This window comes from bacterium (assembly GCA_035945995.1).
Taxonomy (GTDB): domain Bacteria; phylum Sysuimicrobiota; class Sysuimicrobiia; order Sysuimicrobiales; family Segetimicrobiaceae; genus DASSJF01.
The window spans coordinates 1-23,500 of record DASYZR010000163.1 but is presented as its reverse complement, the minus strand read 5'-3'; the positions used below and the strand labels follow the sequence as shown (position 1 = coordinate 23,500).

General features: G+C 68.3%; 22 protein-coding genes and 2 pseudogenes. 9 read left to right on the top strand and 15 right to left on the bottom strand.

The window, feature by feature from the left end:
* Window positions 1–2 precede the first annotated feature (2 nt).
* On the bottom strand, window positions 3–845 hold the full coding sequence (locus VGZ23_19200) for an ABC transporter permease (protein HEV2359721.1): 843 nt from the start codon (window positions 843–845) through the stop codon (window positions 3–5).
* Window positions 838–1,635: an ABC transporter ATP-binding protein gene (locus VGZ23_19195; protein ID HEV2359720.1), complete on the bottom strand. Its 798-nt coding sequence runs from the start codon at window positions 1,633–1,635 to the stop codon at window positions 838–840. Before VGZ23_19195 ends, VGZ23_19200 begins: the two co-directional genes overlap by 8 nt.
* Before the next feature lie 94 nt (window positions 1,636–1,729).
* Here VGZ23_19195 and VGZ23_19190 point away from each other — a divergent pair, with 94 nt between their 5' ends.
* From VGZ23_19190 to VGZ23_19180, 3 genes are read left to right on the top strand one after another with little or no spacing between them, the layout of a single operon-like run.
* Window positions 1,730–2,824, top strand: coding sequence for an ornithine cyclodeaminase family protein (locus VGZ23_19190; GenBank protein ID HEV2359719.1), 1,095 nt, complete (start codon window positions 1,730–1,732; stop codon window positions 2,822–2,824).
* Window positions 2,824–4,776 carry a tripartite tricarboxylate transporter permease gene (locus tag VGZ23_19185; protein ID HEV2359718.1) on the top strand — a complete coding sequence of 651 codons (1,953 nt, stop codon included), beginning with the start codon at window positions 2,824–2,826 and terminating at the stop codon, window positions 4,774–4,776. Before VGZ23_19190 ends, VGZ23_19185 begins: the two co-directional genes overlap by 1 nt.
* Window positions 4,777–4,827: 51 nt before the next feature.
* Window positions 4,828–5,889 (top strand): tripartite tricarboxylate transporter substrate-binding protein, encoded by a 1,062-nt coding sequence (locus VGZ23_19180; protein ID HEV2359717.1) that lies wholly within the window; start codon window positions 4,828–4,830, stop codon window positions 5,887–5,889.
* Between the two features lie 13 nt (window positions 5,890–5,902).
* On the opposite strand, the gene VGZ23_19175 is transcribed toward VGZ23_19180, so the two are convergent.
* The 10 genes from VGZ23_19175 to VGZ23_19130 form a co-directional block, all read right to left on the bottom strand.
* Window positions 5,903–6,397, bottom strand: coding sequence for an SRPBCC domain-containing protein (locus tag VGZ23_19175; protein HEV2359716.1), 495 nt, complete (start codon window positions 6,395–6,397; stop codon window positions 5,903–5,905).
* Window positions 6,394–7,257: a xanthine dehydrogenase family protein subunit M gene (locus VGZ23_19170; protein ID HEV2359715.1), complete on the bottom strand. Its 864-nt coding sequence runs from the start codon at window positions 7,255–7,257 to the stop codon at window positions 6,394–6,396. The genes VGZ23_19175 and VGZ23_19170 overlap by 4 nt, the downstream gene beginning before the upstream one ends.
* Window positions 7,244–7,816 carry a (2Fe-2S)-binding protein gene (locus VGZ23_19165; GenBank protein HEV2359714.1) on the bottom strand — a complete coding sequence of 191 codons (573 nt, stop codon included), beginning with the start codon at window positions 7,814–7,816 and terminating at the stop codon, window positions 7,244–7,246. The genes VGZ23_19170 and VGZ23_19165 overlap by 14 nt, the downstream gene beginning before the upstream one ends.
* The gene (locus tag VGZ23_19160) at window positions 7,813–10,080 is read right to left on the bottom strand and encodes a xanthine dehydrogenase family protein molybdopterin-binding subunit (protein HEV2359713.1); all 2,268 of its coding nucleotides are present in this window, start codon (window positions 10,078–10,080) and stop codon (window positions 7,813–7,815) included. The genes VGZ23_19165 and VGZ23_19160 overlap by 4 nt, the downstream gene beginning before the upstream one ends.
* A gap of 10 nt (window positions 10,081–10,090) precedes the next feature.
* Window positions 10,091–11,113: an ABC transporter substrate-binding protein gene (locus VGZ23_19155; protein ID HEV2359712.1), complete on the bottom strand. Its 1,023-nt coding sequence runs from the start codon at window positions 11,111–11,113 to the stop codon at window positions 10,091–10,093.
* A 25-nt stretch (window positions 11,114–11,138) separates the two neighbouring features.
* Window positions 11,139–12,905 (bottom strand): thiamine pyrophosphate-dependent enzyme, encoded by a 1,767-nt coding sequence (locus VGZ23_19150; protein ID HEV2359711.1) that lies wholly within the window; start codon window positions 12,903–12,905, stop codon window positions 11,139–11,141.
* Window positions 12,905–13,564 (bottom strand): isochorismatase family protein, encoded by a 660-nt coding sequence (locus VGZ23_19145; GenBank protein HEV2359710.1) that lies wholly within the window; start codon window positions 13,562–13,564, stop codon window positions 12,905–12,907. The genes VGZ23_19150 and VGZ23_19145 overlap by 1 nt, the downstream gene beginning before the upstream one ends.
* Window positions 13,564–14,571: an ABC transporter substrate-binding protein gene (locus VGZ23_19140; protein HEV2359709.1), complete on the bottom strand. Its 1,008-nt coding sequence runs from the start codon at window positions 14,569–14,571 to the stop codon at window positions 13,564–13,566. Before VGZ23_19140 ends, VGZ23_19145 begins: the two co-directional genes overlap by 1 nt.
* 190 nt (window positions 14,572–14,761) lie before the next feature.
* The gene (locus tag VGZ23_19135) at window positions 14,762–15,682 is read right to left on the bottom strand and encodes a hypothetical protein (protein HEV2359708.1); all 921 of its coding nucleotides are present in this window, start codon (window positions 15,680–15,682) and stop codon (window positions 14,762–14,764) included.
* Between the two features lie 177 nt (window positions 15,683–15,859).
* Complete coding sequence (locus VGZ23_19130) at window positions 15,860–16,921, bottom strand: IS110 family transposase (GenBank protein ID HEV2359707.1); 1,062 nt, start codon at window positions 16,919–16,921, stop codon at window positions 15,860–15,862.
* A gap of 243 nt (window positions 16,922–17,164) precedes the next feature.
* Here VGZ23_19130 and VGZ23_19125 point away from each other — a divergent pair, with 243 nt between their 5' ends.
* A complete protein-coding gene (locus VGZ23_19125; protein ID HEV2359706.1) occupies window positions 17,165–17,380 on the top strand; it encodes a hypothetical protein in 216 nt (71 codons plus the stop codon).
* Window positions 17,381–17,453: 73 nt separating this feature from the next.
* Here VGZ23_19125 and plsY read toward each other — a convergent pair whose 3' ends face one another.
* The gene (gene plsY, locus VGZ23_19120) at window positions 17,454–18,062 is read right to left on the bottom strand and encodes a glycerol-3-phosphate 1-O-acyltransferase PlsY (GenBank protein ID HEV2359705.1); all 609 of its coding nucleotides are present in this window, start codon (window positions 18,060–18,062) and stop codon (window positions 17,454–17,456) included.
* 278 nt (window positions 18,063–18,340) lie between these two features.
* Entirely contained in the window at window positions 18,341–19,273 is a 933-nt protein-coding gene (locus VGZ23_19115; GenBank protein ID HEV2359704.1) for an NADP-dependent oxidoreductase, read from the bottom strand.
* Window positions 19,274–19,766: 493 nt separating this feature from the next.
* Here VGZ23_19115 and VGZ23_19110 point away from each other — a divergent pair, with 493 nt between their 5' ends.
* The 4 genes and pseudogenes from VGZ23_19110 to VGZ23_19095 all read left to right on the top strand — a co-directional run bounded on the left by VGZ23_19110 (window position 19,767) and on the right by VGZ23_19095 (window position 20,842).
* On the top strand, window positions 19,767–20,165 hold the full coding sequence (locus VGZ23_19110; protein ID HEV2359703.1) for a DUF120 domain-containing protein: 399 nt from the start codon (window positions 19,767–19,769) through the stop codon (window positions 20,163–20,165).
* Window positions 20,162–20,266 (top strand): annotated as a pseudogene (locus tag VGZ23_19105) (GNAT family N-acetyltransferase). Before VGZ23_19110 ends, VGZ23_19105 begins: the two are co-directional and overlap by 4 nt.
* A pseudogene (locus tag VGZ23_19100) lies at window positions 20,246–20,588 on the top strand (GNAT family protein). The pseudogenes VGZ23_19105 and VGZ23_19100 overlap by 21 nt, the downstream one beginning before the upstream one ends.
* Complete coding sequence (locus VGZ23_19095) at window positions 20,585–20,842, top strand: GNAT family N-acetyltransferase (GenBank protein ID HEV2359702.1); 258 nt, start codon at window positions 20,585–20,587, stop codon at window positions 20,840–20,842. The pseudogene VGZ23_19100 and the gene VGZ23_19095 overlap by 4 nt, the downstream one beginning before the upstream one ends.
* On the opposite strand, the gene VGZ23_19090 is transcribed toward VGZ23_19095, so the two are convergent.
* On the bottom strand, window positions 20,839–22,431 hold the full coding sequence (locus VGZ23_19090; protein ID HEV2359701.1) for a DinB family protein: 1,593 nt from the start codon (window positions 22,429–22,431) through the stop codon (window positions 20,839–20,841). The genes VGZ23_19095 and VGZ23_19090 overlap by 4 nt on opposite strands.
* Window positions 22,432–22,746: 315 nt before the next feature.
* Here VGZ23_19090 and VGZ23_19085 point away from each other — a divergent pair.
* Window positions 22,747–23,500: branched-chain amino acid ABC transporter permease (locus tag VGZ23_19085; GenBank protein ID HEV2359700.1), on the top strand; the 754-nt coding region annotated here is incomplete at its 3' end.

The following is a 23,500-nucleotide window of genomic DNA, read 5'->3' as shown; positions in this document are numbered from 1 at the left end:
CGTCAGCCGAGGCGCTGCGGTCTCCAGGCCTCGAAGCGAACTTCCAGCCGCCGCAGGCACCACATCAGAAAGATCGCGGCCGTCGCGAGAATCACGATGCCCACAAACACGCGGTCGGTCTGGAACGTCTCGCCGGCCACCGCGATCTCGTAGCCGATGCCGGCCGTGGCCGCGTAGAGCTCGCCGACCACGATGCCGACGAGCGCCTGGCCGAGCCCCAGGCGCAGCCCCGCGATCAGAAACGGCACCGCCCCGGGGACGACAATGGTCGTGAAGATCTGCCAGTCGTTGGCCCCGAATGACCGGGCGGTCTTGATGAGCGCCTCGTCCGCGGCGCGCACGCCGGCTTCCGTGTTGATGAGGATCTGGAACACGGCCACGAGAAACACCACCGCGATCTTCGACCAGATCCCGATCCCGAGCCAAATGATGAGCAGCGGCAGCAGCGCGATGCGCGGGGTGGAGTACAGGGCCGAGACGAACGGCTGCAGAGCGGCCGACACGTCCCGATACCACCCCGTCCCGACGCCCACCAGCACGCCGACGACGATGGCGAGCGAGTACCCGATGAGAAACTCGGTCCCGCTGACCCGGATGTCCTTGGCGAGGACGCCCTCGTGCAGCATCTGCGCGAACATGTTGACGATCCGCGTCGGCGAGCTCGTGAACAGCGGGTTCGCGCCGCCGAGCCGCACGACGCCCTCCCAGGCGATCAGGAACACCGCCACCGCGATGGTACTGATCGTCCGCGAGCGCAGCGCGGGCGACGTCCGCCGGCGGGCCGGCAGCATGGGGAGACGGGCCGCCTGCTCGGCGGAGGCCGTCAACGTCTTCTCGTCAAGCATGCGCGGGACTCCGAAGATCCGCCCGGACCTCCTCCTCGATGAGGCCCCAGATGTGATCTTCGAGCTCGAGGAACGGCGGCGTCCGCTTCACGCGCAGCTCACGCGGCCGGGGCAGCTCGACGGGCAGAACGCTCTTCACCCGGCCGGGCCGCCGCGACAAGACGACGACGCGGTCGGCCAGGTAGATCGCCTCGTTGATCTGGTGCGTGATGAACACGGCCGTCCGGCGGGTCTCCTGCCAGATGCGCATCAGTTCGGCCTGCATGAACTCCCGCGTTTGCGCGTCGAGGGACGCGAAGGGCTCGTCGAGGAGCACGACGTCGGCGTCCATCACGAGCGCGCGCGCGAGGTTGACGCGCTGCTGCATCCCGCCGGACAGCTCGAACGGGTGGTAGCGTTCGAAGCCCTCGAGGCCCACGAGCGCGATCATCTGCCGGGCCCGCGCGATCGCGTCGCGCAGCGGCGTGCGCTGCAGCTCGAGCCCGTACGTGACGTTGCGCAGCACCGTCCGCCACGGCAGCAGCGACGGGCTCTGGAAGACCATCGCCCGGTCCCGCCCCGGCCCCGCGATCGGCCTGCCGTCCAGCCGGATGGTGCCCCGGGTGAGCGGCAGCAGCCCGTCCAGGCAGTGCAGGAACGTCGTCTTCCCGCACCCGCTCGGCCCGACCAGGCAGAGGAACTCGCCCGCGTGCACGTCAACCGAGAAGCCGTCGAGGGCGAGCGTGGCGGTCCCGGTCCGCGGGTTCTCGTAGAGGACGGTGATGTCCACCGCTTCCAGTTTCGGCGTCACGGCCGACCCCCAGCCGCCTCGCGGCGCGTATTGTCATACTGTTATATCTCAGATCGAGACGTTTCCCCTTTTTTCGCAGAAGGGAGCATTGACGGTGCTCTTCCTTAACAACCGGGATGTCGCGGCAGTGCTGGACATGCGGGGATGCCTCGCCGCCCTAGAACAAGGATACCGCGACGCCGACGGCGGCGACGCCACGTTCATCCCGCGGATCGACCTCTACGCCCCGACCGGGCGCACCGAGGATTACTACCGGTGGGGAAGCATGACCGGCGTCTGCCGGTCGTTCGGCGTGCTGGCCTGCCGCATCAAATCCGACGTCGTGTCCTGGCCGGACGGCCGCACCGAGGAGAAGTACTGCGTCCGCCCGGGACTCTACTCCGGCATCATTTTGTTGTACGCCCTCGCCGACGGACGTCCCCTCGCCCTGATGCACGACGGTTACCTGCAGCACATGCGGACCGGCGGGAGCGCCGGCCTCGGCGCCGACGCCCTCGCCCGGCGCGATGCGCGCACGCTCGGGATGCTCGGCTCGGGCGGAATGGCCCGCACCTTCCTCGAGGCCATCGCCGCGGTACGGCCGCTCGGCGCCGTGCGCGTCTACAGTCCGACCCCGGCGCATCGGGAGCGACTCGCGGCCGAGATGTCGCACCAGCTCGGCATCGCGGTCGAGGCGGTGGCGTCGGCCCGGGAGGCGGTGGTGGGCGCCGACATCGTCGCCACCGCCACAGACGCCATGCACCAGACGTTCGACCCGGCGTGGCTCGCGCCGGGTGCTCACGTCACGTGCGTGACCCGGCGGGAAGTGAACGAAGCGCTGCTGGCGCGGGCGAACGTGGTGGTGCAACTGGGGCTGGACACGGTGCCGGCCGGCACGCCGGTGCCGGGGATGGAGTGGCGGCGCGGCGGGATCGCGGCCTTCATCGCGGGCACCGCGGCGGAGCGCGCCCGCATTCCCCCCGGCCGCGGCGCGGCGCCAGAGCGGCCGGCGGACGCGTCGCTCGCGGACCTTCGCGCGGGCCGTCATCCCGGCCGAACCCGCGCGGACGAGATCACGTTGTTCCTGAACACCGGGACGCAGGGCCTGCAGTTCGCCGCGGTCGGCGGGCACGTGCTCCAACGGGCGCGCGAGGAGGGGCTCGGGACCGACGTCCCGGACGCCTGGTTTCTCGAGGACATTCGCGACTGATGCTCGAGGCGATCTGGCACGGGCTGGCGCTGGCGCTCTCGTGGCCGGCGGTCGGGCTCATCTTCGTCGCCGTGCCGATCGGCATGCTCTTCGGCGCCATCCCCGGACTGGGCGGCAACCTCGGGCTGGCGCTCATGATCCCGTTCGTCTTCGGCATGTCGCCCGTGGCAGGGTTCGCCTTTCTCCTGGGCATGCACTCCGTCGTGCACACCGGCGGGGCGCTGCCGGCGATTTTGTTCGGGACGCCGGGCACCGGTCCCAGCGCGGCGGCGGTGGCGGACGGGTACGCGATGACCAAGCAGGGCCTGGCGGCGAGGGCGATGGGCGCGGCCCTCGGCGCGTCGCTCTTCGGCGGCATCGTCGGCGATCTCTTCCTCGCCGCCCTCATCCCCGCGGTGCGGCCGATCGTCCTCGCCTTCGGTCCCGCGGAGATCTTCATGGTGGCGGTGCTCGGCATCACCCTGATCGCCGCGGTCAGCCGCGGGTCGATCCTGAAGGGCCTGCTCGCCGGCGCGCTCGGCCTGGCCCTGTCGACGGTGGGCCTTGATCCGCAGACAGGGATCGGCCGGCTCACGTGGGGGCAGCTCTGGCTGTGGAACGGGGTCAATCTGGTGACGATCGTCGTCGGCATCTTCGGGCTGGCCGAGGTCATCGAGTTGGGCTGGCACCGGACGGCGATCGCGCAGCGGGACCGCGATCCCGGCACGGCCTACGCGCTCCGGGACGTGGTCCGGGGCCTCATGGACGTGCGGCGCCACGCGTGGCTGTGCGTGCGCTGCGGGCTGATCGGCGCGTTCGTGGGCATGATCCCCGGCCTCGGCGGCGATGCGGCCGCGTGGATCTGCTACGGCCACGCCGGCCAGACGTCGAAACACCCCGAGACCTTCGGCAAAGGCAACGTCGAAGGCGTCATCGGGCCCGAGAGCGCCAACCACGCGAAGGAAGGCGGCGGGCTCATCCCCACCGTCGCGTTCGGCGTGCCCGGCGGGTCCGGCATGGCGATCCTGCTGGGCGCGTTCGTCATCCTCGGTCTCGAGCCGGGGCCGCTCATGCTGATCAAGCACCTCGACGTGGTGTGGGCCATGGTGTGGATCCTCGGCCTCGCCAACGTGCTCGCGGTCGCCGTGTTTCTGGCCGCGAGCGGCCTCGTCGCGCGGATCTCGTTCCTGCGCGTGAGCCTGATCGTGCCGTTTGTGCTGGTGTTCATCGCGCTCGGGAGTTTCCTGTCCGAGGGCGCCTGGCAGAACATGATCCTGACGCTCGGGGCGGGCGCGCTCGGCTATGCGATGAAGCGCCTCGCGTATCCGCGCGCGCCGTTCGTGATCGGCTTCGTCCTCGGCCGGCTCGCCGAGACGAACCTGAACCTCGCGCTGCAGCTGTGGGGCTGGGCGTTCCTCGCGCGGCCGCTCACGGCGTTCCTGCTCGCCCTCGCGCTCCTGTCGGTGGGCGCGCACGTCTGGTCGCGGCTCCGGCGGAGCGCCGCCTCTCACGAACCGCGCCCCGTCTCGTCGGGGGGCGGCGCGCTCCTGAGCGGCGTGCTCACGGCCGCCTTCGCCGGCTACCTTGCGATTGCGCTCGGCTATCCGGGGCTGGCGCGGCTCATGCCGCTCGTGATCGCGATCCCGGGCGTGCTGCTCGCCGCGGCGCAGCTCATTCTCGACCTGCGCACCGGCGTGCCGTGGGCCGCCGCGCCGCTCGCGACCGCCGCCTGGGCGCGGCAGGAACTCGGCGTTCTCGGATGGGCCGCGGCGCTTGTGGCGCTGACGCTCGGCTTCGGATTCACGGTCAGCATTCCGCTGTTCCTCGTCCTCTTTCTCCGGCTGCGCGGCCGTGAGAGCTGGCCGGTGACGCTGGGGCTGGCCGGGGGCGGCTTCGCCTTCGTCTACGCCGTCTTCGCGGTCGGGATGAAGGTCTTCTTGTTCAGAGGCTTTCTGATGCACTGGCTGACATAACGCCCGGGCCCGCGCTCGACCCGGCCCGCGGCCACGAAAGGAGCGATGGGAATGAACCGCAGCGACCACACGCACGAAGGCACGCGCCCCGCCCTGCCCGCCGCCATCGCGGCATGCCTGCTCGTGGTGACGGCGATGCTGTGGCCCCCCGCGGGGGGCGCCGCGCCCGCCGCGGACTCGGGCACGGCATTTTACCAGGACAAGACGGTGACCTTGATCGTGGCCACGAAGCCCGGCGGCGGCTACGACGGATACGGCCGCCTGCTGGCCCGCTACATGCCAAAGTACCTGCCCGGCAGCACGTTCGTCGTGCGCAACATCCCCGGCGGCGGACACATCATCGGCGCCAACGAAGTCTACAACGCGAAGCCCGACGGGCTGACCGTCGGCACCTTCAACAAGGGCCTCGTCGTGGCGCAGATCGCCGGCGTGCACGGCATCCGCTTCGACATGACCAAATTCGATTGGATCGGCGTCCCCGACTCCGAGCCGCGGGTCTGGATCGTGTCCAAGACTTCGCCGATACGGACCCTCAAGGACGCGGTCGAGGGCGGGCGAACGGTCACGGTCGCGGCGAACGGGGTCGGCACGGAGGACTACGAAGACTACAAGTTCCTCGAGACCATCTTCGACCTGAGGCATCTCAAGATCGTGACCGGCTACCAGGGGAACGACATCGATCTCGCGCTGCTGCGCGGCGAAGTGGACGGCAAAGTCAGCACGCTCAGCTCCGTCGAGTCGCTCATCCACAATGAGGGCGCCAGGGTCATCCTCGTGATCGGCAAGGCGCCGGTGGCCGAGTTTCCCGACGCGCCGGCGCTGCCGCAGGCGGCGCCGCCGGGGAAGGAGGCGCTGGTTTCTCTCATGCTCTCCCAGGCGGTCCTGGGACACCCTCTCGCCGCGCCGCCGGGGGTGCCGCCGGACCGGCTCGCGGCCCTCCGCCGCGCGTTCGCCCAGGCGCTCCAGGACCCGGATCTGCGCGCCGCGGCGGCCCGGGCCAGGCTGGTCGTCAACCCGCTCGACGCCGCGGAAACGACGCGCCTGATCACGGACGCCTCACATCCGCCGGCCGAGGTCGCGGCGCTCATCAAGCGCATCATGATGCAGAAGTAGCGTCGGGGCGAAATCAGCCGCGCGCGTCGAGTGCTTCGGTGAGGTTCTGGACAAACTGGCGAACGGTCTGGTCCGCCTTGTGGCGCAGCAGCGGCTGCGCGAACTCGCCCATCTTGCTGGCGAGCACGACGTCGGCCGCGAGCCGGAGCTCGCTCCGGCCGTCCGCGGCGGGGCGCACCTCGAGCGTCATCGTGGCGTACATCGCGCCGGCGCGCGGATCGGCGAGCGAGACCTTGGCGGTCACGGACCGGGCGGACGGGTCCCTGCGCACCGCCGCGATCCCCGCCGCCCGCAGCCGGACCGGGCCGAGGCCGGTCGCCACCCGGACGCTATACGTCTCCGCCCCGGCCGGGACGGGCTCGCGTCCGGGCCCGCCGGCCGCGTCGCCGGCCGCCGGCTCCACCGCCTCGCACCCCGGGATGCAGCGGATCAACCGCTCCGTGTCCGCGAGCGCGTCCCAGGCCGCGTCCGCCGGACGGGCAAACGGAATCGTATACGCGAACGTCACGCGGTCGCCCCGCGCAGGCGGGTGAGGACGCGCGCGGTCCAAACCCGGGCCATGGCGCGTTTGTACGCCGCGCTGCCGCGCAGGTCGTCCCAGGGCTCGATCCCTTCCGCCGCGAGCCGCGCCGCCTCGGCGATGCGCGCGTCGGTCATCGGGTACCCGGCAAGCACGGCCTCGGCCGCCCGAATCCGGATGGGCGTCGGGCCCACGCCGCCGAGGACCAGGACGGCCGACCGGCAGGCGGCCTCCTCGATCACGAGGGCGCAGGCCACGTTGACCGTGCCGTAATCCTCCAGGCTCCGGGGCGTAAACTTGAGGTACGCCGCCCGGCGTCCCGCGGGCGGCGGCGGTAGTTCGACCGCGGTGAGCACCTCGTCACGCCGGAGTACCGTTTCCATCACGTCGACGTAGAACGCGTCGACGGCCAGCCGCCGCGTGCCCTGCCGGCTGGCGAGGACGACGCGGGCGTCGAGCGTCATGAGGACGGGGGCCAGGTCCTGGGCGGGATCGGCGTGGACGAGGTTGCCGCCGACGGTGGCCACGGCGCGCACGCGCACATTGCCGATCCCGTGGGCGGCCCGGGCGACTGCGGGATACGTGGAGCCCACGATGGGGGACTCCTCGAGCTCGACAAGCCGGCACGTCGCCCCCACCCGCAGCCCCCCGTCGGGCTGCGGGGTGATACCGCCGAGCTCAGCGACGTGCGCGAGGTCGACGACCGTGCCGGGCGCGATCAGGTCCTGCTTCATCAGCAGGACGGCGGCCGTCCCGCCTCCGAGCAACGTGACGTCGTGATCCGGGGGCGCCACCAACTCGAGCACGTCCTCGAGCCGGTCCGGCGCTAGGTAGTCAAACGGCTGCATCGTCCCCACCGTCCGCCGCGCGGTCTCCGGCGGCGATCTCTTCGGGCGTCTCCTCGAGCGGTGCCTGACCGGCGGCGGCGCGAATCGAGCGCATGATCGAGCGGTAGCCGGTGCAACGGCAGAGGTTGCCGGCCATCCAGTCCGCGATCTCCTCATCCGTCGGCCGCGGCGTATGCTCGAGGAGCGCGCACGCGGCGACGACGACGCCCGGCGTGCAGGCCCCGCACTGCAGCCCTTCGTGCTCGAGCATCGCCCGCCGCACGTCGAGAAACCGGCGCACGGCGCCCGGGCCGTCGAGGACGTCCAGGCGGTCCGCCAGTCCCTCGATGGTCCAGACCTCTCGGCCGCCTGCGAGGACCGTGAGCAGGAGACACGAGCTGGCCGGACGGCCGTCGAGGAGGACCGTGCAGGCTCCGCAGACCCCGACGCCGCAGCTTTCCTTCGTGCCGGTCAGGCCGAGCCGGTCGCGGAGAAAATCGAGCAGCAGCGAGTCCGTGGCGGTGCGGGCCTCGACCGCCCGCCCGTTGACGGTGAGCCGGATGGGGACGTCGTGGCTCACGGCTCGCGGGACAGGGCGGCGTGGACGTTCTCGGCCGCGAGCGGGAGGCTGCGGAGCCGGACGCCGACCGCGTCGTCGACGGCGTTGGCCAGCGCGGCCGCCACCGCGACGTTGCTCATCTCTCCGATCGCCTTCACGTTGTTCTCGCCGACGCCGCGGCCCCCGGTCAGGTACGCGATCCGGATCCGCGGGACATCACGCATCGACGGGAGCCGGTAGTCGCCAAGGTGGGCGGCCTCCACCCGCCCGTCCCGAACGGCCAGGTCCTCCGTGAGCGCCTCGCCGAGGCCCATGACGACGCCGCCTTCGATCTGCACCTGGTGCGCGCGCGGGTTCAGCACCTCCGCCACGTCGTGGACCGTCAGGATCTCGTAGACGAAGATCTGGCCGGTCTCGACGTCGACGCCGACCTGCGCGACCTGGACGCAGAAGCCGACGGCCTCGTCAGGGTGGCCGTCCGCCGGCCGGCGCATCTCGAGATCGACCGCCACCTCTGCCCCGCGCGCCCCGGCCGCCGCGGCGAGGCCGGCGAGATCCACCCCGCGCCCCGACGCCGGATCGACCCACCGGCCGCCCGGGGCCGTCACGACCTGTGAGGCGGGGACGGCGAGGTACCGCGCGGCCTCGGCGGCGGCGCGCCCGCGCAGCAGCCGCGCCGCACGGAGCGCCGCTTCGCCGACCGTCGCCGTGACGCGGCTGCCGCCGACGCCGTCGTCATGAGGAAGATCTGCCGTGCCGTTGTAGTGAACCCGCACGCGCGCCGGATCGATGTCGAGGTGCCGCGCGAGCACGGCGCGCAGCATCGTGTGCGACCCCGTGCCCGTTTCGGGAATGGGCACTTCCGCGCACACACGTCCCGCGGCGTCGGCCCACAGGCGCAGACTCGTGGCGCCCATCGCGGTCGTCCGGCAGTAGACGGCGACGCCGCGGCCGACCCGGACGGAGGGACGGGCCGGCGCCGGCACGGCGGCCCGCTCGAGCCGGTGCGCCGCCGCGAGCGTCTCCCCCCCGCGGATCTCGGACCACCGCTCCCCGAGTAGTGTGGCCTCGCCGGTCCGCAGGAGATGCCGTCGTCGAAACTCCCACGGGTCGATCCCGAGCCGGCGCGCGGCGATGTCCATTGCCGACTCGACCGCGAACACGGCCTGTGGCGCGCCGGGCGACCGCTTGTGCCCGCCGGGCACCTGATTCGTGTACACCATGCGGCTCTCGATCCGCAACGCGCCGAGGCGGTAGCAGCACGCGGCGTCCGCGGCGCCGTGCAGGAACGGCCGGGGCCGGAAGCCGGCATAGGCGCCGACATTGAAGGTGAACAGCAGGTCCATCGCGCCGATCACCCCGTCGCGCCCGAGTCCCAGGCGCACGGTGACCGTCGAGGCGTGCCGCGGATTGGCGGCCATCAACTCCTCGGCGTACCGCCGCGTCAGGCGCACCGGGCGGCCGGTCCGGCGCGCGAGCACCACGCACAACGGCGCGTCCATCGGGGAACCTTTCCCGCCGAAGTCGCCGCCGATGGCCAGCGCGTGAACCACCACGCGCTCCTCCGGGACCGCGAACGCGGCGGCCACTTGCGCGCGGAGGCGGTACGGCGACTTGTTGGACGCCCAGAGGTGGATGGACCCGTCGGGGTCGATCCACGCCGTGGCGGAGTGCGGCTCGATGTACCCTTGGTGGACGGCCGGGGTCGTGAACGTTTCGTCGATCCGGACGTCGGCCTCGCCGAGGGATGCGTCCACGTCGCGCCCGCCGCTCCAGACGTGCCGGCTCTGCAGATTCCGCGGGCCCCCCGGTATCACGAGCGCGCCGGCGTAGGCCCACGGCTCGTCGTGCACGGCGGGCGCGTCCTCGGCCAGGGCGGCGGCGGGGTCGAAGACCGCGGGCAGCGGCGTGTAGTCGACCCGGACGGCCATGGTACCGCGCTCGGCCTGCGCGCGGGTGTCCGCGACCACCGCCGCGACGCGCTCGCCGGCGAACCGCACCTTCCCGACTGCCAGGATGGGCACGTCGCGCACCAGGCGGCCGTACCGGATGTCCGCGACGTCCGCGCCGGTCAGGACGGCATGGACGCCCGGCAGGCGGTCCGCCGCGGACGTGTCGATCGCGTCGATCCGCGCGTGGGGATACGGACTGCGGAGCACCGCGGCGTGAAGACACCCGCCGACCGGGACGTCGGCCGCGTAGAGCATCCGGCCCGCCAGCTTCAAATCCCCGTCGATCCGGCCGTCCCGGCCCTCCTCGACGGGGACGAGCACCTCCCGCGTCACGACCGGCGGTTCACTTGGCGTACAGACGCTGGATGAACCCGGTCTGCGCGAGGCGCTCGACGAACGACGCGTCGAGCATCGGCGTCACGTCGATCGGGCTCCGGAGCGCGCCGGTCGCCAGATCTTGTTTGGCGATCTCCTGAAGCCCGGCCTTGCTCGGCGCCGGCACCTGCGCAAACACGTCGACGTAGGCGTCGTACGACGCGTTCACGACCACGGGATCGCTGTTCTTCAGGTACTTGGCCATAACTTCCTCGGCGAAGGCCCGGTCGGTCTTGAACCGGTGGACCCCTTCGGTCATCGCGCGCACCACTTTCGCGACGATGTCGGGATGCGCCCGGATGTACTCGCGCGTCGTCACGAGCCCGGCCGCCTGGTAGGGAATCCCGAGGTCGGCCACGCGGGCCAGCAGATGCGCGCCCACCTGCGAAGCCAGCACGTCGTTCGGCGGATCGAAGACCGCGGCGTCGACCAAGTGTTTCGACAGGGCGGCGATCTGCCCCGCCACCGAGCCGACGCCGGTGATCTTGACGTCGGTCTCGGGCGCCAGGCTCCAGTGTGTCAGCGCCTCGCGCAACATGAAGTCGTCGGAGGACCCGACCTTGACGACCGCCACGGTCTTGCCCTTGAGCTGATCCGGGCTCTTGATGTCGGGTGTCGCCATGACGACGAACACCGGCTTGGTCACGAACCCCATCACCATGACGAGATGCGCGCCGTGCGCGTCCGCCGTCACGACGGCCGGGCCGGCCATCTGGACGAAATCGACGCGCCCGCCCACAAGCGCGGCGGCCGCAGTCGGACTGCCGGAGATGTATTCGAGGTTCACGTTCACGCCGTTGCGCGTGAAGTAATGCCCCTCCTGGGTCACCCACGCCACGGCCTGGGAGCCGGACGCCGCGACCCACAACATCGTCGCGCCCGGCCCGGCCTGGCCCGCTGGGCCGGACCAAGCCGGGCCGGGCGGCGCCCCGAGGCTCGCGACGAGCACCGCCGCCGCCAACGTCCCGAGCGCCGTGCGCACGATTCGCATCCCGCACCTCCGCTGCGTTCTTGGCCTACCGGGATTGCGTGACGACGTCCACGAGCGCCGGCCGCCGTTCGCGCCGCACGTGCCGGACGGCGCGGCTGAGCGCCGGGCGAAGATCGGCCGGATCGTCGATCGGGCCCTCCGCGTACACGCCGAGCGATCGCGCGAGCCCCGCGAAGTCGACCGGCGGATCGTCCATGCGCAGGCCGATGTGCGCGTTCTCCACCGGGCGGCCCCGGGCCTTGGCCATCAACACCTGGTGATCCTCGTCGTTGAAGTACGACCGGTTGTTGAACATCACGACGAGCAGGGGCGTGCGGTGATGGGCCGCGGTCCAGAGCGCGCTCGAGGTATACAGGAAGTCGCCGTCCGGCTGGATGTCGATGCAGAGTTTGTCCGTGTCCGCATGCGCGAGCGCGGCGCCGATCGCGTGGCCCACGCCGTACCCGACGCCGCCCCCCATGAGCGCGCCGACGTATTGCGCGGGCACAGTCCAGTCCCACAGCCGCCGCGTCCACCCGCGCAGCGTCCGGTTGACGAGCGCCCAGTCCTCGTCCCGGACCACCTCCCACAGCTCCGCGGCCAGCCGGGGAAACGAGATGGGACGCGCGTCCGAGGCGCGCTCGGCGGCCTCGTGCCAGCGGCCGCGGACCTCGCGGCGGATCCGGTCGAGAGCCGCCCGGCGCGTCTGGGATCGCGCACGGTGTCCGGCGTCATCGTGCAGGAGCGCCCGGCAGGCGGCGGCCAGCGCCGGCAGCGCCACCGCGGTGTCGGCGGTCACCGCCAGGTCGACCGGCTGCAGCCGGCCGTACTCCTGCGCCCACGCGCGGGTGACGAGATCGTTCAGGGAGATGTGGATCACTTTGGCGTCCGGACCGACGAGGCTTCGGGCGAGCCGGGTCGTCCGGTCGACCGTCCCGAGCGCCTTCTGCAGGTCAAAGACGTCCAGGGCGAGCACCACGTCCGCGTCCGCGAGCAGGCCCTCGTCCGCCCCGGTCAGATCGAGCGGATGGGTGTTCGGGAAATTGAAGCGGCTGCCGAGGTCGATGACCGGCAGGTTCAGGACCTCCGTCAGGTCGACCAGGGCGCCGACGCCGTCCGGGTTCCGGCCGACGTAATCCGCCACGGCGACGGGGTACCTGGCCTCGACCAGCCAGCGGGCGGCCGTCTCCACGGCCCGCGGGTCCGCCTGCGCCGGCGCCGGCGGCGCAAACCGCCCGACCGGGGGAATCGGCACGGGACCGGTGAGCCGCTGCTCCTGGAGCGCGGCGTCGAAGCAGAGGTACACCGGGCCGCGCGGCTCGGTCATGGCGACCCGATGGCCGCGGACGACCGAGTCGACGATGCTCTCGAGGCTCGCCGGCTGGTCATCCCATTTCACGTAATCGCGCACGGCCTGCCCCTGCACGAGCGCCGTGTGGATCCAATCGATCCACGGCCGCCGCTGCTCGACGGCCATCGGCCCGGTGGCGCCGAGCACGAGCACGGGGGCGCGATCCAGCCACGCGATGTAGACCGCCATCGTGGCGTGCAGCAGCCCGACGAGGTCGTGCACGATCGCGGCCATGGGCCGGCCCTTGGCCTTGCCGTAGCCGTGCGCGACGGCCACCGCGATCTCCTCGTGGCAGCATTGGATGATCTGTGGGCGCGTGTTGCCGCCGTAATTGACCAGGGAGTCGTGCAGCCCCCGATAGGTCGCGCCGGGATTGAGCGCGGCGTACTCCACATCGAACGCCTTCAGGCAGTCGACGATGACGTCGGATCCGTATTCGGGCCTCCGCGCGTCGGGCGGCATCAGAACCGGATCAGATCGCTCCGTGTGAGGGTGATATGCGGAGAGATCACGGGGGCGTGGCTCAGGTGCCAGGCTGTGTACTGCTCCGCGTAGAGCGCCTCGGCGGACATGAGGTCGAGCGGCACCGCCACCGCGAATCCCCGCTCCGCCGCCTCGCTGCTCGTGGCCAGCACCGCCCCGTTGGCCGCCGTGCCGGACACGATGACGGTCTTGATGCTGCGGCCGCGCAGCACCGCGTCGAGATTCGTGTTCAAGAATTTGTCCGGTCCCGCGGCCACAAGCGGCTGGCCCGGAAGCGGACGGACCTCGGGGAGGATGTCGTCGACGTGCCCTCCGGGAAAGACGCTGTACACGACCAGCACCCCCGCGGCGGTCGCGCGGGCCAGCAGCGCGGCGATCCGGGGCACGGTCGCGGCGCACCGGGGCCGGGACGCGCAGTTTTGTCGCTGGACGTCGAGGATGAGAAACGCCGTCGTTCCGGGGTCCGCGGTCACCGGCTTGAGCGGGGGCGCCGGCGGCGCCTTCGCCGCCGTCCACTCGTCCACAATCGTCCGCGGTCCGGCGGGCGCGGCGTCCGCCGGACCGGGAAGAGCGCGCGGGACGGCGCCGCACGCGATCGCGAGCAGCGCGCAGATCGCGGCCGTCCCGGGGCGGGGCATCAGAGCGACTTCTTCGCCGTCGCCGCGAAGTTCGCGCTCTGGAGCGCCTGGATGTAGCTGTTGTCGTAGAACTCCGTGACCGGGTCGGTCATTTTCTTCTGCCGCAGGATGAACTCCATCCCCGGGACCGTGACCAGCGGGTAGGTCTGATAGAACTGCTCGCGGTAGAGCGCCAATCCGCGCCGCAGGTTGTCGTCCTTGATCGGCAGGTGCTTGTGAATGAGCGCCTGCGCGGCGGCCACGTGAAGGGGGTCCTGGACGTACACGGTGCCCGTCACGATGGCCTTCATGAACCCGTCCAGCGTCGACGCGTGCGCCTTGGCCCAGTTCGTATTGACGGCGATCCCGGTGTGCTGGTAGGGCTGGTCCAGCGTATACAGCTTGAGCATCGGCTTGAATCCCATGTCGAACGCCTCGAGATCGAGCCCCGCCGTGAGCACGGTGAACTGGATCTGCCCGGACTGGAGCGCCGCGAGCCGGGCCGGTTCGTTGCCGACCTGCAGCAGCGTCACGTCGGTGGGATTGACCCCGAGCTTGCCGAGCGCGTAGAGCGCGGCAAAATGGGACGAGCCACCGAAGCCGCTGATCGCGCCCTTGCTCCCCTTGAGCTGTGCCCCGCTGGAGATGTTCTTCGCCACCACGAAGTCGTACGGGAACTTGTCGATGAGGCCCGCGACCAACGACAGCGGTACCCCGCGGGACCGGGCGGTGATGACGTCGGACCCGGCCGTGAACGCGAGGGGGACGTCGGCGCCCGCCATCGCCGCCATCGTCCGGGCGCCCCCTTGGATGGTGACGATCGTCACGTCGAGCCCGTACCGCTGAAAGTACCCCCGGTCCAGCGCGATCCACGCGCAGACCGCGTCGAGGTTCTGGAACGCGATGCCGACCTGGAGCGGCGTCATGCCCTGCGCCCGGACCGGCGCCCGGGCGGCCCCGAGCCACCCCGCGGCCGCGGCGCCTCCGGCCATCGTCAGGACCTGTCGCCTGCTGAGGGCTACACGCACGGCGGAGACCTCCTAATTGTCTTATTGTTATTCATTTTGCCGCGTCTGTTCGCGCTCACAGTAAACGGGTCCTGCGGCGGCGGGGTGTAGATTCTCACGATAGTTTTCAGTTTCTCATCTCTAAGGGCGTTGGCCCTGTCAAGCCGAATGCGACGGGCATCCAGCAGCCAGCTTCAAATCATAGACCAATTCAGCTTGCTGTCGCTCCTACTCGATTCAACAGCGTGTACGGGTGCCAACCTTGCCATCGACCGCGTTCCCGTCTCGTATCAATCTCCGGCATCTCTCGCTCCACCAGTGTCAGCGTTTCGTGAATCAGCGAGATGAGTTCGTGGCCGCCGGCCAGCAGATCGCCACCAAATACCCCCTTCAGTCGCCCGGCCAGATCCTGCGGCGCGATCTTTATCTTTCCGGCAACGTGCTCCAACCACTTGTACTCATGCGAGGGGTGGTACATTCGATTCAGTCCGAGCAGCACGCAGAGCAGACGCTGCGTTGTCATGCAGAAATGCCGGTAGAGTACCAGTCGATCATTCCGCGACGCGTACGCCTCGGGATAGAACCACGGGCCCATCCAGAGGTTCTCCTCAACCATTTTTCGAGCTAGCCCGTCCGGATATTGCGCTGCCCTTGCCTGCCAAGCATCCAGCAAGCGGGCTCCTCGCAACGGAAGCCAGTGCTGGATAGCATATACGAGAGTCTGTTTCTCTACCGTGGTGTCCCAGTGATCGGTGACGTCCTCGAGATGGGCCTCAACCTCCCGGACAGTCAGGTGCTGCACACTCACCATCACTGTGCCATTGTGGCGGGTCCCGTCGATCTCGATGGAACGCAGGCCTAGGTGCTCCACCGCTTCCCCGCGCTGTCCCTGATCATACGAGTCGAACTTCCAGATATCACAATCAAGCTGCCCAATCGCTTGTTTACGCTCCGCATCCGACGGAGCTTCGAACCAAAAGATCGTAAGCTCGAGGTCTGAGAACTCATCTGCCCATCCCTTAGCTACCGATCCACCTACGACCGCGGCGGCAACGTGGGGATTTTCGCAGTAGCGTGGTGCGATCTGATCCGCGATTAGCCGTCCGCCTTTGCTTGCCTGACTTATGAACATCGACCTACCTCCCGCCATCCCGTTGCTCGCGGACGTGGTTCTGCTGCTGCGCTTCACGCGGGCGGTGTCGCAAGCGTTGGCCCACACTTGCTTGTGCACCACTCATCTCTTCGGGCACGTGCGGCCCATGATGACGGTTCGACTATCGCCCTCTGTCGAAGGCGAGGGGTTGCCCAATCAAGATAGCGGTCCGGAGACCAGAGAAACTAACGGGCCCGCCCCTGCACAAGCCGTCCGATTCATCGTGGAGAAGTAATCCGTCTCCGTCTTCCACACTTGGTAGACGATCTCGCTCAGCCGCCGCGCCAGCGCGACTCTGGCGATCTTTGTACCGCGGCGTCGTTGCATCGCGCGAAACCAGACACGCAATGGACCCGGCCGGCGGGCGGCCTGTGTCGCTGCCATGACCAGGGCCCACCGGATCAAGCGGTTGCCCTCCTTTGAGATCTGGCCGGTACGAAGCCGCTCGCCGCTCGCGCGCACCCGGGGCGTTAGGCCCGCATAGCTGGCCACGTGTTTCGCGGAGGGAAAGCGATGGATATCGCCGAGCTCCAGCACCAATAGCGTGGCGGTGAAGAAGCCGATCCCCGGGATCGTCGTGAGTCGACGCACCTGCGGGTCGGCTTGCCAGTGTTCCATCAACGTCTTATCGACCACACGGATCTGTTGATTGAGGAAATCCAGCAGCGCGAAATATTGCTGCCTGATGGTCCCCGGCTGCGGCGCTAAAGGCAACGCCGCCAGCTCGCGTTGCCCCGAGGCACTCATCCAGCTCATCGCCGACCGTGGGGAAAGGTTTCGGCGCGCCACGAGGCTCTGCAATGCATTCTTTGTCCGGGTACGGAGCCACACTAGGCCAATGCGATGTCGGAGGAGCTCGCGCGCCTCGCGCAACGCCGCCGGAGGGATCCACACTCGCGGGAGGAGATCAGCCCGCAACAATAGCGCCAGGAGCTCCGCGTCGACGCGGTCATTCTTCAGCTTGGCCGCGGCGATCGCTTTCGTTTGCTTCGGGTTGGAGAGCACTGGGTGATGACCGAGTTGCTCGAGTAGGTCCGCGAGCCACCACCAGGTGCCTGAGGCCTCGATGGCCACGGACGCCGGTGCCGGGATCTGACCGAAAAACTGCGCGATCTTCTCCGCATCATTGTCCAGGCGATGCTGTACGATCTCGCCGGCCGGCGTGAGCACTGCAATCTGGGACACGCGCTTGTGGAGGTCTACCCCAACCGTCACCATGCCTCAGCCTCCCCCGGATCGTCTCGGCTGGCCCTTTGAGAGCCAGCCTACCCTACCCTGGATCGGAAGCCAACGCTCTTATGACATCAAGATAGTTTTCAGCGAACGTTCAGCGAACAGCGTCAAGGTACTTTTCAGCGTACGTTTGATCGGTGCCCGCGCCCCCGCCATGAGAGCACTGGGGCACGATGGCGGACGATATAGCGAAGCTTAGGCCGGCGACCATCGACGGAGGCGATCCCCATGAGAACCCGCGAGGTTTTGATCAGGCTCGCTGCCGCAGGATTGCTCCTCATCGCCATCGCGGCCATCGCAAACTTCACGGGGACAAATCAAATTCTGCCGCAGAGGCACCACGTCGAGTTGTTACAGCCACGGAGGCACTACTCCACCATCGAGTTGCTGCGTCTCCGGTGGGTGGACATCTGCAGCCGGTTCCCGTCGGAGATCTGCGCCTAGGAACTATTAAGTCCGGATTTCCGATTCAATGGCCTAAAATTCTTTCAGTGGTGCCTCAACTGCGGAACTTGGGTTAGCGCGTGGGGGACTCGCGGTCGGTGATCCGGCGCTCCGTGCCGGCGCGGAGGCGCTCGATGTTGCCGCGGTGCCGGTAGATCGCGAACGCGACGGCCACGACGCCGAAAACGACGTAGGCATCCGGCGCGCGGAGGCGCCACAGGGAGGACGTCACGGGGACGGCTGCGAGCAGCGAGCCTAGCGAGGAGTAGCGGGTCAGGGCGACGACGAGGACATAGACCGCAGCGGCCACCAGCGCGGCCGGAAGCGATAGCCCCAGCAGCACCCCGAACGACGTCGCGATCCCTTTGCCGCCGCCGAAGCGCAGGAGCACCGACCAGTTGTGGCCAGCGATCGTGGCCAGCCCGCACAGCACGGTCGTCCAGGGCCCCCCGCCGTACCGGATCGCCAGCCACACGGGTAGGTAGCCCTTGAGGACGTCTGCGGCAAGCACGACGGCCGCGACCGCGGGGCCCGCCACCCGAAGCACGTTGGCGGCGCCGATGTTGCCGCTGCCGTGCTCGCGTATGTCGGCCCCGGACAAGAGGCGCACGAGCACCAACCCCGTCGGCACCGCCCCGATCAGGTAGCCGAACATGATGAGGCCCGCCGACGCCGCCGTCATAAATCGTATTTTCGGCTGGAGGATAATGGTTACACGTTAATCAGCTATGTTATTTTGCCACTTCTTTAGAAAAGATTCCTTTTCTTCTTGACTGTAAAAGATTGCCATCATAATACAGTGAAACGACTTCGCGAGGGATTTTTACAGACTCCCGTATGCTTTATGCCGCTGATCCGAATTTCGATCGTCAAGAGCTACGAAGACGAAACCAAAGATATCTATGCATACTTATCCTTTCGTGGTCAGGATGATACCGTCTCACGACGGTTAATACGCGGCTATGCAGCCACCTGAAGCACGATTTTGCCTGGAGTGTGGCCTGCAGCACCGTGCTCGAACGCTTCGCGTGCGCGGGCAAGCGGAAGCACCTCGGATAATACCGGCTTCAGCTTCCCGGTGTCCACGAGTCCGGTGATTTGATCAAGCTGCTTTCGATTTCCGCTAACAATGAAAAACACACCGCGCACGCTGTGCTGCTCGGCGACATCAGCCGGAATCGCGGAGACCGTTGTCACTAGCACACCGCCCTTCCGCAGCACGCGCCAGGAACGCTCCCGCGTCTCGCCGCCGATCGTGTCCAGCACTACATCGATGTCTCGCAGAATGTCTTCGAAACGCGTAGCGTGGTAGTCGATCACGTCGTCAGCCCCCAGACTGCGCACGAGCGCCGTGTCGCGCGCAGATGCCGTGGCTAGTACGTGGGCCCCTCGCCACCGTGCCAGTTGCACTGCCAACGTTCCCACCCCGCCGGCGCCTCCGTGGATCAGCACGGCTTGCCCCACAGCGAGATGCGCGTGTTCGAAGAGCGCCTGCCAGGCGGTCAGCGCCGAAAGCGGCAGTGCCGCCGCCTGCACGTGTGGGATGCTGCGTGGCTTTAACGCGAGGTTCGCCGCACGCACTGCCGCGAACTCGGCGGCCGCCCCGTCCCGTGGAAAATCAGCCAGGCCATATATCTCGTCGCCCGCCCGAAAATCCGTGATATCGGGTGCCGTCTCCTCTACCACGCCTGATGGCTCGTGTCCCGGAATGCCTGGAATCCGCGGCGTGCCATCGGCGCTCTGATAGGTTTCATCCCAAGTCAGTTCTGCGGGCGTGATGCCCGTCGCGCGTACCCGTACCAGCACATCCCCAGGCCGAACCACCGGCACCGGTGCATCCTCGAAAAACAACTGCTCCGGCCCGCCCCGGCCGTGAGTCCTGACTGCTTTCACGGGAATCCCTCCCTCGCTACTATTCTCCCGCGCCGCCGGTGCAATGCATTTTGGGGAAGGTGGCGCAGCGTCGCCTCGGGTGCATCGTCGGCAATCCGGATTATCTTTGGTGCCGGAGCGCTCTTCGCGCTCCGGGGTCTCTGTGCGCTGAGGCGGGGACAGGACGTGCCGTCCTTTCCCCGCGCCCCTTTCCTCGGCTGCGGCATTCTTCCTCCGCTGCGCTCCGGATTTTCTCTTGACGAATCCGATCACTTCTTCCACAATCACAAAATCTGTGTCGCTTCACTCCGATGGCTGACCGGGATCATCCCGGAATGGTGACCGCGTTCCCTTCGGAATCGGCGATCACCTTCGATTAAGGTACTTTTCAGCGTACGCTTGATCGTATTCCCTTCCCCGAGGACGTAGGTCGGCGAGCTGGCACAATACCTTAGTCAGCAATCGGACTGCTCCGGTTCGCCTTTACCGGTAGAATCGTGGTGTGGGTGCAGTCATGACCGGGGTTGTGAAGCCAGGCCGCGGACTCGCAGTGCCACGCATGACCGACTCCGCGATCATCGAACGACTGCAGGCAGCAGCCGGCTGTCCGATCGTCCCCGGTACGCTTAACGTGCGCCTCTCCGAGCCGGCTACGCGGGGCCCAAACTGGCGCTACCTCGCCGCAGCGGAAATCAGCCCGCAGTGGCATCAGCAGATTGGTCAAGCTGGCTATTTCCTCATCCGCGCCCTCATCGCCGACCGCTACCGAGGGTTGGCGTTTCAGGCTGACGAACCCGGATACCCCGCGGACCAAGTCGAGTTGGTCGCGGGGATTCAGCTTAGGCCACTTCTCGGCCTGAGCGATGGCGACAAAATCTCGTTCTCAGTAGTCGACTGGGATGATTTTCGATGACTCGTGAGATCGAGACCGCTCGTCTTGTGCTGTACCCTTGGCGGCCCACCGATCTGGACGAGTATGCGCGCCTGCTTGCTGATCCCGACGTCATGCGTTACATCACGCACGAGTATGGACCGCTGTCCTACGAGGAGGCGAAACAGGCTCACGCGCGGATTCTTCGGCTCTGGGACGAACGCGGGTTTGGCGCCTGGGCTGCGCGCCGTCATCCGGCAAGCGTTCGAGGGTCTTGGGCTTGAGCGGCTCATCGCAATCACGGTGCCCTACCACACCGCGTCACGCCGCGTGATGGAGAAGTGCGGCTTGACCTACCAAGGTACCGTGGCGGTGATCGACCGCCGGCTGCACGTCCCGCGGGATGTTGTATGGTACGCGCTCAACCGGGCCGACTGGAGTTCGTCCCAAAGGGCCGCCGGATGACCTTGTCGTTCCCCGACCGCATCCAGACCGCGCGGCTTGTGCTGCGCGCACCGACGATGGACGATGGGCCGGCGATCTTCGAGCGGTGGGCGCAGGACGCCGACGTCGTCCGATACTTGACGTGGGGCCCGGACTACGCGGTTGACGAGGTAAACGAGTTTCTTCGCCAGTGCCAGGAGATGCGCCGGTCCGGAGAGCGCATGGCCTGGGTGCTGACGCTCGCGGGCGACGGGTCCCCCATCACTAGGCCCTAGATCGTAAAGCACCCCTGCCTGTCGGTGGCTCCGCGCTCTCGGAGTACGAACTGGAAATTCCGCCGGCGAAGCACCATGCCATCCTGCGGTTGCGGCGCCGTCGCAGCAATCGCCTCGATGGTTAGATCACGAACGTCGAGGGGTCGGATGCCCACCAACCTCTCAAGAAGCATGGCGCGGGCGGCATCGCTTCCGAACGTGTAGAGTTGATGATCCCACGTCCTCGCGGTGACGAACGCGAGACCTGGCCGTTCGCCAACCTCCAAAATGCCGCACCCGTTCTTTCGCCACTCACCTTTGCGGCCTAAAGTAATGGCGCGGGGCTCCTCGAGCAGCAGGCGGGCCCACCAGCCCTGCAGTCCAGGCGGAGCCGGCTCGACGCGCGGCTCGCATGCGAGAACAGTCTCGAGCGCCGCCAACCGCACTGGATCAGGTTCCTCCAACGGAATGAACCAATCGCGCACCGTGACGAAGGTTTCGGGTCCGGCGTGCGGACCGCGCAGGCGCATGAAGCCACAGAGTATGACAGCGACACTCCGCAGGCAACCCGCGCGGTTATGAAAGGCGACCGCCACTTCCTGGCCCCGCGCGAGCCACAGCGGGACGACGAGCCGGCCACCGTCTTTGAGCTGGGTCACCCATGCGGGCGACAGGTCCGACACGCCGACCGTCACCTCGATCCGGTCGAAGGGTGCGTATTCCGGCACGCCAAGCCAGCCGTCGGCGGTCACAGTGCGAACAACCGGGTGGCCTGAAGCATCAAGGCGCTGTCGTGCCTCTTGAACGATTGCCGCGTCGATATCGACAGTCGTCACGTCGCCGGCCGGCCCTGCCAGGACGCCCAAGAGCGCCGCATTATATCCGGTTCCGGCGCCAACCTCGAGGACGCGGTGCCCGGGCTGCACGTCGAGTTGCTGCAACATTAGCGCCATGATCTCGGGCATGCTGGATGAGCTGATCGGGATCCCCTCGGGCCCTCGCCGCGTGATTACCGCCTCGCCGCTGTAAACGGCCTCCAACGCTACCCCGGGAAGAAAGTGCTCTCTCCGTACGGCGCGAACCGTCGCCTCAATAGGTCCTGTTGGCATTGCGCGCTGCCTGACTAGACGAGTCACCATCTCATCGTTCAGATTCTCTTGAAGTGCCCGCAGGTGGCGGATTTGGCCGGCGTGGTACGCGTCATGGGCTGCCTTGTTGAGGACCAGGTTAACGACCGGCCATCCTGTCTGCGTCGGCGGGCGTTTCCACAACTCGTCCTCGGCCAAGCGGTCGATCGTTTCCAATAGCTGTCCCTGCGCACCTCGAAGCCGCACAATGGCCGCCAGCCATGCGGCATCGTCGCCGCCGGGATCCTCCCAGGTCGGTGCCGGTGGCCGCTCGCCGAGGATGACTCGGCGCTCCCATTCCTTGCTCTTGGCGAGATGATCGACGATCTGCCAAATCGAATGCCGGTACAGGGACTGTTTCCAAGATGCCTGCACGGCGGTCAGCCCGTCGAGCACGTCGAGTACGGATGGGTAATCCCCGTTTGGCCCCTGGAATGCCCCCACGGTGGCGTTGCGGAGGACCTCGATCCAAGGCGTCGTCATGGGACACACCTTTGGGCGCGGCCACACTACCGCACGGTCGTTCGACGTAGAAACTGAAAACTATCTTGAGAATACCACTGAAAAGTATCTCAGGTGACCCGCTCGATTTCCTTGATTTTGACGGGGTGCCACTGAAAACTATCGTGAGAAACCTACACGGGGGTTCCCTCGCCGGCGGACCCGCGCCGGACGCCGGCGCCTCGCTACGCGGGCCGCGGGGCCGCGGAAAGGAAATCGCGCCGCGAGCCTGAACGTCGTGAGGCGTGCGTGGGACCATGACGTTCCCCTCATCCCGATCGAAGGAACGGCGCGGCAGTGCGGGAAGCCGCTGAGATCGCCGTCGGCGGCCTGCTGGCGGGCAGCGTCTTCGCCCTGGTTGCCCTCGGGTTTACGCTCGTCTACAACGTCATGGGCGTCCCGAACCTTGCACAGGGTGCGTTCGTCGTGCTCGGGGCGCTGGGGATGTACTCGCTCGAGACGCAGGGCCATTGGCCGCCGGCGGCCGCGGCCGCCGGCGCGGCGGGCGCGGCCGCGCTGATCGGCGCCGCGATGGAACGGTTCGTCGTCCGGCCAGCGCGGGCGCACCTCGCGGTGGGCGGCATGCTCATTCTGCTCGTCGGGCTCCTCACGTTCTTCGAGGGCGCGAGCCTGCTCATCTGGGGCAGCCAGCCTTACTCGATTCCGGCGTTTTCGGGCGAGCGGCCGGTGATCGTGGGCGGCGTCGGTGTCCCGACGCAGGCATTCTGGATCGTCGGCATCTCCGGCCTCATCGTCGCGGCGCTGTGGTACGTGCTGGCGCGGACGGCCTTCGGCAAGGCGCTCCGCGCCTGCGCGGAGAACCCGGTCGCGGCCAGCCTCATGGGCGTCCAGGTCTCGGGGATGACGCTCTTCGCGTTCGCCGTCGGTGCGGCAATCGGCGCGATCGGCGGCGAGGTGCTGGGACCGGTCACCTCGATCGCGTTCGATACCGGGCGCTTCTTCACCAACCTCGGCTTCGTCGCATTCGCGTTGGGCGGGATGGGCTCGTTCTTCGGGGCGATCGCCGGGGGCCTGGGACTCGGCGTCGTGC

Bases quoted from the DNA above. Each gene is read 5' to 3' on its own strand.
- VGZ23_19150 (HEV2359711.1), bottom strand. From the start codon at position 12,905: ATGCCGCCCGACGCGCGGAGGCCCGAATACGGATCCGACGTCATCGTC.
- VGZ23_19125 (HEV2359706.1), top strand. From the start codon at position 17,165: ATGAGAACCCGCGAGGTTTTGATCAGGCTCGCTGCCGCAGGATTGCTC.
- plsY (HEV2359705.1), bottom strand. From the start codon at position 18,062: ATGACGGCGGCGTCGGCGGGCCTCATCATGTTCGGCTACCTGATCGGG.
- VGZ23_19090 (HEV2359701.1), bottom strand. From the start codon at position 22,431: ATGACGACGCCTTGGATCGAGGTCCTCCGCAACGCCACCGTGGGGGCA.
- VGZ23_19135 (HEV2359708.1), bottom strand. From the start codon at position 15,682: ATGTTCATAAGTCAGGCAAGCAAAGGCGGACGGCTAATCGCGGATCAG.
- VGZ23_19170 (HEV2359715.1), bottom strand. From the start codon at position 7,257: ATGCAGCCGTTTGACTACCTAGCGCCGGACCGGCTCGAGGACGTGCTC.
- VGZ23_19145 (HEV2359710.1), bottom strand. From the start codon at position 13,564: ATGCCCCGCCCCGGGACGGCCGCGATCTGCGCGCTGCTCGCGATCGCG.
- VGZ23_19185 (HEV2359718.1), top strand. From the start codon at position 2,824: ATGCTCGAGGCGATCTGGCACGGGCTGGCGCTGGCGCTCTCGTGGCCG.
- VGZ23_19180 (HEV2359717.1), top strand. From the start codon at position 4,828: ATGAACCGCAGCGACCACACGCACGAAGGCACGCGCCCCGCCCTGCCC.
- VGZ23_19200 (HEV2359721.1), bottom strand. From the start codon at position 845: ATGCTTGACGAGAAGACGTTGACGGCCTCCGCCGAGCAGGCGGCCCGT.
- VGZ23_19095 (HEV2359702.1), top strand. From the start codon at position 20,585: ATGACCTTGTCGTTCCCCGACCGCATCCAGACCGCGCGGCTTGTGCTG.
- VGZ23_19155 (HEV2359712.1), bottom strand. From the start codon at position 11,113: ATGCGAATCGTGCGCACGGCGCTCGGGACGTTGGCGGCGGCGGTGCTC.
- VGZ23_19110 (HEV2359703.1), top strand. From the start codon at position 19,767: ATGACCGGGGTTGTGAAGCCAGGCCGCGGACTCGCAGTGCCACGCATG.
- VGZ23_19130 (HEV2359707.1), bottom strand. From the start codon at position 16,921: ATGGTGACGGTTGGGGTAGACCTCCACAAGCGCGTGTCCCAGATTGCA.